Annotated in this window: 10 protein-coding genes; 6 read left to right on the top strand and 4 right to left on the bottom strand. The window is 44.0% G+C overall.

Translation table 11 applies throughout. From position 1 onward, the window contains the following. Positions 1-12: 12 nt before the first annotated feature. Positions 13-975: a biotin--[acetyl-CoA-carboxylase] ligase gene (locus ACI3E5_RS12855; protein ID WP_142974312.1), complete on the top strand. Its 963-nt coding sequence runs from the start codon at positions 13-15 to the stop codon at positions 973-975. A 326-nt stretch (positions 976-1,301) separates the two neighbouring features. Here the strand turns inward: ACI3E5_RS12855 and menA are convergent, their stop codons facing one another. The 3 genes from menA to pplA form a co-directional block, all read right to left on the bottom strand. Next, positions 1,302-2,255, bottom strand: coding sequence for a 1,4-dihydroxy-2-naphthoate polyprenyltransferase (menA, locus tag ACI3E5_RS12850; protein WP_015510612.1), 954 nt, complete (start codon positions 2,253-2,255; stop codon positions 1,302-1,304). Between the two features lie 12 nt (positions 2,256-2,267). Then, a complete protein-coding gene (locus ACI3E5_RS12845; protein ID WP_005230331.1) occupies positions 2,268-3,344 on the bottom strand; it encodes an FAD:protein FMN transferase in 1,077 nt (358 codons plus the stop codon). Between the two features lie 263 nt (positions 3,345-3,607). Further along, the gene (gene pplA / locus ACI3E5_RS12840; protein WP_016608361.1) at positions 3,608-4,546 is read right to left on the bottom strand and encodes an extracellular electron transfer flavoprotein PplA; all 939 of its coding nucleotides are present in this window, start codon (positions 4,544-4,546) and stop codon (positions 3,608-3,610) included. Positions 4,547-4,816: 270 nt separating this feature from the next. Between pplA and ACI3E5_RS12835 the strand changes: the two genes are divergently transcribed. The 4 genes from ACI3E5_RS12835 (at position 4,817) to ACI3E5_RS12820 (ending at position 8,940) form a co-directional block, all read left to right on the top strand. Continuing rightward, positions 4,817-6,757, top strand: a complete 1,941-nt coding sequence (locus tag ACI3E5_RS12835) for an NAD(P)/FAD-dependent oxidoreductase (protein WP_005230327.1) — start codon at positions 4,817-4,819, stop codon at positions 6,755-6,757. Positions 6,758-6,963: 206 nt separating this feature from the next. Next, positions 6,964-7,371 carry a NusG domain II-containing protein gene (locus ACI3E5_RS12830; RefSeq protein WP_010748871.1) on the top strand — a complete coding sequence of 136 codons (408 nt, stop codon included), beginning with the start codon at positions 6,964-6,966 and terminating at the stop codon, positions 7,369-7,371. A 10-nt stretch (positions 7,372-7,381) separates the two neighbouring features. Continuing rightward, positions 7,382-7,942, top strand: a complete 561-nt coding sequence (locus ACI3E5_RS12825; RefSeq protein WP_005232987.1) for a Gx transporter family protein — start codon at positions 7,382-7,384, stop codon at positions 7,940-7,942. Positions 7,943-7,953: 11 nt separating this feature from the next. After that, positions 7,954-8,940 carry a polyprenyl synthetase family protein gene (locus tag ACI3E5_RS12820; protein ID WP_164890366.1) on the top strand — a complete coding sequence of 329 codons (987 nt, stop codon included), beginning with the start codon at positions 7,954-7,956 and terminating at the stop codon, positions 8,938-8,940. Positions 8,941-9,015: 75 nt separating this feature from the next. On the opposite strand, the gene ACI3E5_RS12815 is transcribed toward ACI3E5_RS12820, so the two are convergent. Beyond that, positions 9,016-9,804 (bottom strand): helix-turn-helix domain-containing protein, encoded by a 789-nt coding sequence (locus ACI3E5_RS12815; RefSeq protein WP_368264287.1) that lies wholly within the window; start codon positions 9,802-9,804, stop codon positions 9,016-9,018. 214 nt (positions 9,805-10,018) lie between these two features. Between ACI3E5_RS12815 and ACI3E5_RS12810 the strand changes: the two genes are divergently transcribed. After that, positions 10,019-11,371 (top strand): aldehyde dehydrogenase family protein, encoded by a 1,353-nt coding sequence (locus ACI3E5_RS12810; protein ID WP_498855874.1) that lies wholly within the window; start codon positions 10,019-10,021, stop codon positions 11,369-11,371. The last annotated feature ends 111 nt before the right edge of the window (positions 11,372-11,482 follow it).

The raw sequence follows: 11,482 nt of genomic DNA, 5'->3' as shown, positions 1-11,482 counted from the left end.
AAGGATATCCTTATGACGACAAAAGAAAAAATACTGACCTTATTACAAAAAGAAGATACTGTACTGTCCGGAGAAAAACTAGCCCAAGCCTTGTCGATCTCTCGTACAGCAGTCTGGAAAGCCATTAAAGAACTTGAGAAAGAAGGCTATCATTTCGAACACTTGGCCAACGGCTATCGCTTTGTCTCCGCTGACCGCTACGATCAAGCAGCACTTGCAGCCGCCTTGCCGATGATCCCCACGATTCAAATCAAGGATGCTGTTGAGTCCACCATGAAAGAAGCCAAGATCGCCGCTTTGGACAGTGGACTGGCGACCCCCGCCCTTTTTTTGACCGAAACGCAAACAGGCGGTCATGGCCGCTTCGAACGACCGTTTTTCTCACCGAAAAAACAAGGGATCTACATGAGCTTGCTCTTAAAACCCAACCAAGCGTTTCAAGAATTGCCGCAATATACCGTTTTGGCTGCGGTGGCAGTCGCAGAAGCCATCGATGCCCTTCTAATGAAGGAAACGGCCATTAAGTGGGTCAACGATCTGTACTTAGATGGAAAAAAAATCTGCGGTATTTTGTCTGAAGCAACCAGTGACTTTGAAACAGGCCGCATTACCTCGGTTGTGATCGGTATCGGCATCAGTTTTTCGATTCCGCAACAGCAGTTTCCAGCAGAGATTCGGGAAAAAGCGACCTCACTCTTTCCTGGTGAAGAGTATCCAACCTTTTCTCGGGCAACCTTGATCCAAGAAATTTGGCGTCGGTTCTTCCAATTATTGGCAAAGCTGCCTGACATGGATTATATGGCCCGCTATCGGCAGAAATCCTTCGTTTTGGGCCGCACCGTTCAGTTTACACAACAAGGTGTGACCTATGAAGGAATCGCCAAAGACATTACTAACACCGGTGAATTAGTGGTGGAAACAGCAACGGAGCGCAAGGTGCTTTCTTCTGGAGAAATCAGTTTGGAACGGTATTGATGCTGCAAAAAGTCGCAAATCCGCTTGCTGATTCGCTGCTTTCGTAAGGAATCAGTCAAGCATAAATGCTCCATAAACAGACCTGCTTATTCCGAGGGGTCATACAAAAGAACAACCTAGGCAGCTCCCCTTTCTATCGGGATTAGCTACTGTCACCACAACTTTACTGTTGCAATCAGGATCGCTGAGAAAGCGAGCCTCATCTTTTCATACTAAGTAGGATGCTTGTTCTTTTATCATGTCTTTTCTACAGTTTTTATGCGCTATTTCATTCCCCACAAAAAAAAGATCGACCTGCTCTTTCAAGAGCGGGTCGATCTTTTCTTTTACAGCAATTGCCACAGCAGGCACAAAAGCAAGCCCAAGGCATAGCTGCTGTTGAATAAAATCATGTTTTTAATCGAATAGCCGAAGCTACGTGGGTGCGGCAGGCTGGCTTGATGTTCTTTCAAGTTTTGGCGGATTTTTGGCAGTGTCAGAAACACGAGCAATATCGGCCATTGAAAGAGTCCAAACAAGAGGCCCAATAAAATAGCGGCATAAGACGCCAACATCATGCCTTGAAACAGACGGATACCTGCTTCGCGACCGATGTAGTACACCAGCGTGTAGCGATGGTTTTCGATGTCGGCTTCCAGATCCCGTAAGTTATTGGCTAACATGATGTCAGCAATCGTGAAAATCAATGGCAAGGATGCCAACACGATGGCACACACAGCCCAGAGATTCCCCACTAAGCCAAAGGTTCCGTTCGCAAAATCCAGTGCCAGATAAAACACTTTTTGATCAATGGTATTGATATAGATCGTGATGGCAAAAATCCCTAATCCCATCGTTACACCGCTGAATACCTCGCCTAAAGGCATCCGCGATAACGGAATGGGGCCAAAGGTATAAAAGACCCCGATAAAACAAACCACCAGCCCCATCACTAGCAGCAGCCAGCCGGTAACAAAGGTCAAGTAAAGACCGATCAGTAAGGTTCCTGCCAGCATCGCAAAAATCAGATTGCGAACAGTAGCTTCTGAGATGTTTTCGCGCCCGATCACATTGTGCTGGTATTTGTAGGTCTCTGATTTGGCTTTTTTAAAATCCATATAATTGTTGATGGACGTCGTCGTCAAATCAAACAGCAGCATCCCCAGAAAAAAAATTACAGTATTCAACGGATGAAATTCATGAAAATACACCAACGAGAACAACACACCCATAATGAAGGGGAAGACACTCGCCACCTTGGTGCGGATCTCCACCACTTCTAAAAACACTGAAAGAGACATCTTTCACTCCTCCTATTCTAAATCAGCACGATCACCCATCGTGTAGCCTGATTCCTCTGAAAGCTCAAAGGTATCTTTGATGCCGTCTGTTACGTACACTTTATCTTCTTTTGTGATAAAGATCGCATCGGTTCCCTTTTCGGTATGCTGTTCGATATAAGCCAAGCCTTCTTTGACTCCTTTATCAAACGCCACCGTAGTCAACCCGTCACCATCGATGGATTTGTCAGTGATCACAGTCACACTTGCTACATCGCTATCGTAAGGATAGCCAGTCTCAGAATCAAAAATATGGTGATATGTTTTGCCGTCTACTTCTAAGTAGCGTTCGTAGATCCCTGAAGTAACTACTGTTTTATTGGTTTCTTTGATACTGCCGATAATCGAGCCGCGAGATTTGTTTGGATCTTGGATTCCGACATTCCATGGCTCATCTGCACCGCGGTTGCTATGACCTAACACATAGACATTCCCGCCCAAATCGACGATCGCGGAAGTCACGCCATTGTCCTTCAGCACTTTGACGACTTCATCCGTGATGTAGCCTTTGGCGATCGCCCCAAGGTCAAGGATCATGTCCTTGTCTTTTAAATACACCGTGTGGTCTTCGTCGTTAAACTCGACTTGTTCATAATTGATATGTTTCAACGCTTCATCGATCTCAGATTGCTCTGGCTTGCGGGCATCATCAAAGCCGATTCGCCATAATTGGGTGATCGCACCGATGGCCATATTAAAGCCGCCTTCTGATTTCACACTATAATCATAGGCTTCTTTCAACAAATAATAGATATCATCTGAGACCTTCACTGGCTTGATGCCAGCTTGCGCATTGATTTCATCGATCTCTGACCCTGCTTGGTTGATGGTGATTTTATCGCCTAACTCTCTGATGCGGTCAAAGGCAGGCTTCATAGCGTCCTCTTTGCCTTCATCATAAATGCGAATCCGAGTATACGTACCTAATAAAAATTCTTCTTGAAAATATGGTTCTTCGCGCAGCGTCGTTGCTTCCTGATCACTGCCGCAGGCTGCCAACATTGTGCCTAAAAAAACAAACATCAGAAAAAACGTTACTTTCTTTTTCATGATTTTCCTCTTTTCTATTGTCTTCAACCTTCATATAATAGCCTTTTTTTGGCAGAATGAAAAGGGGCATTCCGTGATTCCTCAACGTATTTTAGGAATCCTTAATCGAACCTTTTCTTCTTTGTAAAAAACAGTTCTTTTTTAAAAAACCTTCCCTCCAGATTGCTTCCTTTTGCACGAACTTGCTTTTGTGACCTTGTTGCCCATGAAAAAAGGACAGCACTCAAAACGAATGCTGTCCTCTTCATGGAAAGAAGTTGTGATTATTCAGTAACGAAGTTATCCACTTCGATTGTTGTTTGGTCGCCTTTTTCAGCGGCATTCAACAATTGTTGTGCATAGATAACAAAGCTGTGGAAGCTGTGGGTTGCCCCTGAAACAACATCCATGTCTGCCACAGAGCCGTCTTCGGCATTGACAGCAGAAACAAAGGCTTCATTGAAGTTTGGAATGAACTCTTCTGGACTTGTACCAGATTTTGCTTCCATGTTTTCGTTGTATGATGCATCATCTTTTTTCGACTCGCCTGCTTCGTTTAGGTAGTCGTAGTTTGATTCAGAGATTTTGCCGTCAGCTACAGTCATTGAGAAGACTACGCGGTAACCGTTTGAGTAGTTCTTTTCTTCTAATGTATAGGTTCCGTCTTTCAAGTCGGCACCATTGTCGATTTCAATGGTTTCCGTGTTGCCTGCTTGCGCCGCTTGAATCAATTGTTGTGCATAGTTTTGGAAGGAATCAAAGGAATGAGTCGCGCCAGAAACTACTTCGATTGAAGAAGGGCTTTGTGCGGCAACTAACTCTTCATTGAATTTAGGAATAAATTCTTCTGGGCTGATGCCTGCTTTTTCTTTCATTGTTTCATTGTATTCAGTGTTTTCTGTTTTTGATTCGCCATCCGCATTGACGTTGTCATATTTTGATTCAACGATTTTGCCGTCTTTGACTGTGATCTCAAATGTGACACGGTAGTCGTTTTTATAGTTCTTTTCTTCTAAACGATACGTACCATCTTGCATTGGCTCGCCTGCAACGACGGTTGCTTCTGAGCTTTCTGTAGTTGCAGAATCGCTTGCAGAAGTTTGTGATGTACTTTCACTAGTTGACGAAGAACCTGTATTGTTGTCGTCTGCTCCGCATCCCCCTAACAATAATGCTGCGAATGAAAATACCGCCATACCTACAATCAATTTCTTTGCTTTCATAATTATCCACCTTTTACTTGTTTATTTTCCCCACAAAAAAGTTTGTGATACATCTAACATTGTAAAGTAAATTTACGAGATGTCAACCGCTTCCTTTCCGCTTTTTCAATAAAAAATGACTTATTTTTTGATTTTCGCAAGTTTTCACGAATTTCAGGAAATATGCGTTTTTTTCATCAGAATCGTTAGACAAATGAACCATTTGTCTATATAATAGGAACGATTGTGTAATTATTATCATAGATTATTTTTATTAAGGAGAGATTTGCAATGGCAAAGAAAAACATTGTCGTTGTCGGTGCCGGTTATGCAGGCGTTTCTGCTACGAAGTACATGGCAAAGAAATTGAAAAAAGACAATGATGTTGAGATAACATTGATCGACCGTCACTCTTATCATACGATGATGACTGAACTGCATGAAGTCGCTGGAGGACGTGTAGAACCTACCGCAATTCAATATGACTTGCAGCGCTTGTTCTCACGCAAGAAAAATGTTCGTTTAGTAACCGATACAGTAACTGGGATCGATAAAGAAAATAAAACCGTCCAAACAAAATTAGGCAGCTATTCATTTGACTACTTGATCTTAGGGATGGGTGGCGAACCGAATGACTTCGGTACACCTGGTGTCAAAGAAAATGGCTTTACTCTATGGTCATTTGACGATGCTGTCCGCATTCGCGAACACATTGAAAAAACTGTCGCAAAAGCAGCGATCGAACCAGATGCAGCATTACGTAAAGCAATGTTGACGTTTGTCGTTTGTGGTTCTGGATTTACTGGGATCGAAATGATCGGTGAACTGATCGATTGGAAAGATCGTTTAGCTTCCGATTATAAATTGGACCCAAGTGAAATCAGCTTGAAAGTCGTTGAAGCAATGCCAACGATCTTAAACATGCTTGATCGTAACGATGCAGCCAAAGCAGAACGTTACTTGAAGAAAAACAATGTTGATCTTGTCTTGAATGCACCTATCGTTGAAGTGGCACCTGACCACATCAAACTAAAAGATGGTTCAACGATCCCAACCCACACATTAATCTGGACTGCCGGCGTCAAAGGAACTAGCGATGCTGCTGATTTCGGTTTAGAAACCGCGCGTGGGTTCCGTCTAGTTGCCAATGAGTACATGGAAGCAAAAGGCTACGAAGACAAAAACATCTATATTATTGGTGACTTGGTTTACTTCGAAGAATTCCCGAACACACCAACACCACAAATCGTGCAAGCAGCTGAACAAACTGGGCACACTGCAGCAACGAATATCGTTTCAGCCATCAAAGGCGGCGAAAAACATAAATTCAAAGGAAACTACCAAGGATTTATGGTTTCCATCGGTGCCAAATGGGGCGTGGCGAACTTATTCAATAAGATTCACCTGAGCGGTTTCTTAGCGATCATTATGAAACATATCGTTAACTTGAAATACTTCTTTGATATTCGTTCTGGTTACTACATGTTCCAATACTTGATGCATGAAATCTTCCACATCAAAGATGACCGGACAGTCGCTCGTGGTCATACGTCTCGTTACGGAAACGTCTTGTGGAGTGTTCCGCTTCGTATTTTCTATGGTCTTGTCTGGTTCGTTGAAGCCTTCAAGAAAATTTTGGGTACGAATGGGGAAGTCTTCAAACCTGGTACTTGGTTCGGTGAAGGTTCTTGGTTCCAAGGCAACAGCGTATTCCCTTGGACTTGGGAATACCAAACAGTCGCTGATGCAGCAAGTGGTGCTAGTGAAGCAGCCGATGCAGCAAGTGCCGCTAGTGGTGCCGGTGAAGCAGCCGATGCAGCGACACAAGCCGCACACTTCGGTTTGAGCTATGCCTACGGTGAGCAACCAATGATCGTGATTGAAAAATCACCTGACTGGTTCACAAAAGTTATGCAATTTATCATGCCAAACAACGACGTTGCCATGTTCTTCCAAAAATTCATGGTCTTCTTTGAAATTGCTTTAGCTCTTGCATTGATGGCTGGTCTTTTCACTTGGTTAGTGAACGCAACGACTATCGTTTTAGTGTTGACTTTCTGTATGTCTGGTATGTTCTACTGGGTAAACATCTGGTTCATTCCAGTTGCATTTGCCTTGATGAACGGTTCAGGACGCGCAGTCGGTTTAGACCGTTGGGTAATCCCATGGTTGCAACGTACCCTTGGAAAATGGTGGTACGGTACCCCTCGCTCCTTATACGGCAATAAATAAGCCAGCAAAATAGAATACCTGTACGACTTCATGAGACTAAGACATTCTGATTTTCAATCAGTGTCTTGGTCTCTTTCCAAGTACAGAACTTTTTCTTGATCGTCCTTGCACAGAAATCGGTGGATTATTGAGGATTCAGCTAGTAGAATCTTGTCTTCTTATGCTAGAATGAGACACATCACATGAAAGAACAGGAGTCTTTTTTGATGAAATTAAAAGAATTTATCCGCGATGCCCATTTAAAACCATGGGATGGCGTCATCATACTTGTTTTGATCCTCAGCTCTTTTTTACCGATTTTTATTTTTGGCCAGACGCAAACAGCGGACAAAGAAGCCGTCTTGCGGGTCGATGGGACAGAAATCAAGCGTTTTGACTTAGTTGAAGGTCAAAAAACGTACACCTATCTTTATGAAGATGAAGATGGCGATACCAATTTACTGGAGATCGAAGGGGATCGGATCCGAATCAAGGAAGCCGATTGCGGCGACCAGATTTGTGTCCGCCGTGGCTGGGCCAGTAAAAATGGGGAAACCATCGTCTGTCTGCCTCATAAATTGGTGATCGAAATCCAAGCCGCAGATGGGAGTGAGACCGACGATCTAATCTATTGATCGTTTGCTTATGAGTCGATTACAACGAATAATTTTCATCTCACTGCTGGTCGCCCAAGGGGTCGTGATTGGTTTAGTTGAAAATATGATCCCTTATCCATTTGCCTTTGCGCCTGGTGCGAAACTAGGTTTGGCAAATTTAATTACCATTATTGCTTTGTTCACCATGCCAAAAAAAGACAGCTTTCTCTTAATTTGGCTAAGACTGATCTTAACGACGTTACTAGGAGGAACGGTTTCGACCTTCTTATATAGTATGAGCGGTTCCTTACTGAGCTACTTTGGGATGTCTTTGGTGAAACAGTTGGGGCCTAAGCGTGTCAGTATCATCGGCATTAGTGCAGCCGGCGGGTTCTTACACAACGTCGGACAGTTGATCACTGCCTCATGGATCGCTCAATCTTGGAGCGTGATGCTCTACTTGCCGGTCCTGTCTTTCTTTGGGATCTTGTCCGGGATCGCTATCGGAATCGCCGCCAACTACTTGCTGCGCCGTGTCGAAACACTGCGCCGTTTTCAAATTGATTATGAACGCCAGACCAAAGTCAAATGGCGCTCGGATTCAGAATAAAGGAGTTAATTATGAAACTTCATTCCATGTGGCAAGAGTATCCAGCACTGCAAGCTGACTTATCTGCCTCCTTGCAATTGATGGAAAAATCATTAAAACTAAAAAACAAAGAGGTCGAACAAGCGATCCTGTCCATGATCCATTCAGGTGGGAAACTGCTGCGTCCTGCGTATCAGCTGCTCTTTTCTGCTTATGGCAGCGACAAAGATCGTGAAAAAGCCGTCGCATTGGCGGCCTCGATCGAAATGCTCCACACTGCCTCGTTGATCCATGACGATATCGTCGATCATGCGGACACCCGCCGCAAGCTGCCGACCATTCGTTCCGAATTTGGCAACGATGTCGCTGTCTATGCTGGTGATTACCTCTTCGTCTGCTGCTTTAAATTGATGGCGGATTATGCCAGCTCCATGAAAAGCTTGCAGATGAATTCCCGTAGTATGGAAAAAATCCTGGCCGGCGAATTAGGACAAATGAGCAAACGATACGATTTGTCCGTCACTGTCGAGGATTACTTAGAAAACATTCGCGGCAAAACCGCTGAGTTGTTTGCTTTAAGCTGCTTCATCGGAGCTTACGAAAGCGGCACATCCTTGCGCTTTGCCAATCAAGCCCGTGAGATCGGCGAAGCCATTGGCCTTGCCTTTCAAATCATGGATGACGTCTTAGATTACAGCCAAGATGCGGCTGCTTTAGGAAAACCCGTATTGGAAGATGTTCGGCAAGGCGTCTATTCCCTGCCGCTGTTGATGGCATTGAAAAGTGACCGCCAACAGCTGCTCCCATTGCTGGAAAAACAAGACGCCATGACGGACACCGACACCCACGAAGTCTATCGGATCGTCCAAGAAAGTGCTGGGATCGAGGAAGCCAAGAAACTCGCAGCCGACTATACGAAAAAAGCTTTGCAGGCGATCCAGAAATTACCTGAGACCAAAGATGAAACCAAAACGTATCTTTACCAGATCACTGCTCAGATCCTAGGGCGAAGCAATTGATCTAATGAACGAACACCAAAAAGCATGGTCGCTGCCAAAAGCGATCATGCTTTTTTAGTTGAGCAAGGGAATCCCTCATGAACTCATTTCTCTTTGGGCAAACACTAAATCTGCAGCAACATAGGAAGAGGTAAAGGTTTTGCGGTATTGGTTTGGTGTATAGCTGGTTTCACGTTTGAAGATCCGGGCGTAATAACCCGCATCATCATACCCCACTTGTTCAGCGATAGCAGCAATGGAATCCTCCGTAGTAACCAGCAGCTTTTTGCTTTGTTCTATTCGATAAAACGTCAAATATTTAGTAAAAGTCATCCCAGTGGCTTCTTTAAAAATCCGGCTGATATAGTTGCGATGCATGTGGCTGAAAGCAGCAAGGACATCTAAGGTGATCGGCTCTTGATAGTTGAGATGGATGTATTCAATGATCTGATTGACTTGTTCAGCAATATTATCAGTGATCGCTGACGTGGAATAGTGCAATAGGGAAATTTGATTCAACGAGAGAATACTACGGTGGATACTGTGCTGAAGCTCTTGCTTGCTTAAAGGCCGCACTAAGTAATCGATGGCTCCGCAGCGCAGTGAGCGATGAAGATTGTCGAAGTTCTTCGTCTCATCAATCAAAATCAGTTTGATGTTCGGCTGTTTTTTCATGACTTCGGCTGTCCAATAAAAAGGATCTTCGGCCTCATTAGAGATTGACAAGATGAGGATATCAACGTGTAATTTCCCAGCGATCGCTACCGTTTCAGCCATTGTCCAAGCATCTTGCAAGAGCGTGGCGTTAAAAAAATCTTTTCTGACCACTTGCTTTATCTGATTTCGTTCCTTTTCATCTGGGGTGGAAACTAAAATGTAGCACATGAAAGCAGCTCCTTTCCGTGTTCTCTTTTTCAAATTATACCATATTTAATCATTTATCATTAAGTTTATTGCTTTTTATGAACAATAAAAACACATGTTAAAAATATAACAATCTTGGATAAAATTGTCCTGAAACAGCATAGAACCCTCCTAAAGAAAACGCTTACTTTCACATATAATTAAAGTATAAAAAACAAGGAGGATGATTGATATGATGACAGAGACAAAGATGCACAGTCCCTTAACACTGGTTGATTCCTTAATGAAACAAGCGTCAGACGCCCAAGAACTTTATCGTACTGCCTTGCAAGAAACGGTTGATTACGTGGTGGGAAAAGCTGCAGAGAAACTGACAAGCCACTCGATGCACTTAGCAAAATTGGCACAGAAAGAAACCGGCTTTGGAAACGCAGAAGATAAAAACATCAAAAATTTATTTGCCAGTGAAATATTATATAACAGTATTAAAGATATGCCGACGGTTGGAATCGTAGAAGAAATTCCTGAGAAAAAGATGCTAAAAATCGTTGCGCCATTGGGGGTCTTAGTTGCTTTGATCCCCTCCACCAATCCTACATCCACCACGATTTTCAAAGTACTTTTGGCATTGAAAACGAAAAATGCAATCATCTTGTCCCCTCACCCCCGAGCGCTGCAGGCAATCAAGGAGACCGTGTCCCTCTTTAAAGAGGTGCTGCAAGCATGCGGATTGCCGATCGATTTGGTTCAATTACTAGAAGAACCGACAATTGAGGATACCCAAAAATTGATGGCACATCCCGATACCGATCTAATCTTGGCTACTGGTGGTAAAGCGATGGTTCGAATCGCATATTCTTCGGGCAATCCAGCAATCGGTGTCGGCCCTGGTAATACCCCTGCACTGCTAGAAAAATCTGCAGACATCGCGAAAGCCGTTGATCAGATCATCCGTAGCAAAACCTTCGATTATGGGACGATCTGCGCCTCTGAACAGGCATTAGTCGTTGAGCAATCGATCAAAGATACAGTGATCTCTGAATTGAAAGCAAATCACGGCTACTTTTTGAATCAAGAAGAGTCTGAAAGGCTGGCTGATTTTATCACCACGGCTGAGGGCGGTCTGAATCCCCGGATCATCGGTCAGCCAGCAGTTAAAATTGCCGAAATGAGCGGTCTATCGGTCCCAAGTGATACGAAAATCCTCGTTTCGGAACAGACGGTCATCGCTAAAGACAATCCCTATGCGCGGGAGAAACTTTCGCCGATCCTCGCGTTTTATACCGTGGCTGATGCCGAGGAAGGCATTCGTTTTTGCCAAGAGTTGCTAAAGATCCAAGGTGCTGGACACACCGCTGTCGTTCATACCAAAGACGATACCTTTGTTCGTGAATTTGGGCTGGCGATCCCTTCTGCCCGAATCTTAGTCAATACCCAAGCAGCTTTAGGAGCCATTGGAGGCACCACGAACTTAAATCCTTCCTTGACTCTAGGTTGCGGGTCCCATGGAGGCGGCAGTACTTCAGAAAATATCCATGTCGCACAGCTTTTAAACACGCACTACATCGCTTACGATGTCGAAAAATAAAGAACCTAGGTGCTTCAAGATAAGCGGCTGAACAATACAGCCCCTTCCTTTCATAAAAATGAGCAGGGAAGAACGATCCATTCGTTTTTCCCTGCTCATTTTTTCTTCTAT

Source organism: Candidatus Enterococcus avicola, from assembly GCF_047470845.1.
Classification (GTDB): domain Bacteria; phylum Bacillota; class Bacilli; order Lactobacillales; family Enterococcaceae; genus Enterococcus_D; species Enterococcus_D casseliflavus.
This window is presented reverse-complemented; position numbering and strand designations above follow the sequence as displayed.

What these genes read in the sequence shown, in the direction of transcription:
- ACI3E5_RS12855 (WP_142974312.1), top strand. Translation starts at nt 13, where the DNA reads ATGACGACAAAAGAAAAAATACTGACCTTATTACAAAAAGAAGATACT.
- menA (WP_015510612.1), bottom strand. Translation starts at nt 2,255, where the DNA reads ATGTCTCTTTCAGTGTTTTTAGAAGTGGTGGAGATCCGCACCAAGGTG.
- ACI3E5_RS12845 (WP_005230331.1), bottom strand. Translation starts at nt 3,344, where the DNA reads ATGAAAAAGAAAGTAACGTTTTTTCTGATGTTTGTTTTTTTAGGCACA.
- pplA (WP_016608361.1), bottom strand. Translation starts at nt 4,546, where the DNA reads ATGAAAGCAAAGAAATTGATTGTAGGTATGGCGGTATTTTCATTCGCA.
- ACI3E5_RS12835 (WP_005230327.1), top strand. Translation starts at nt 4,817, where the DNA reads ATGGCAAAGAAAAACATTGTCGTTGTCGGTGCCGGTTATGCAGGCGTT.
- ACI3E5_RS12830 (WP_010748871.1), top strand. Translation starts at nt 6,964, where the DNA reads ATGAAATTAAAAGAATTTATCCGCGATGCCCATTTAAAACCATGGGAT.
- ACI3E5_RS12825 (WP_005232987.1), top strand. Translation starts at nt 7,382, where the DNA reads ATGAGTCGATTACAACGAATAATTTTCATCTCACTGCTGGTCGCCCAA.
- ACI3E5_RS12820 (WP_164890366.1), top strand. Translation starts at nt 7,954, where the DNA reads ATGAAACTTCATTCCATGTGGCAAGAGTATCCAGCACTGCAAGCTGAC.
- ACI3E5_RS12815 (WP_368264287.1), bottom strand. Translation starts at nt 9,804, where the DNA reads ATGTGCTACATTTTAGTTTCCACCCCAGATGAAAAGGAACGAAATCAG.
- ACI3E5_RS12810 (WP_498855874.1), top strand. Translation starts at nt 10,019, where the DNA reads ATGACAGAGACAAAGATGCACAGTCCCTTAACACTGGTTGATTCCTTA.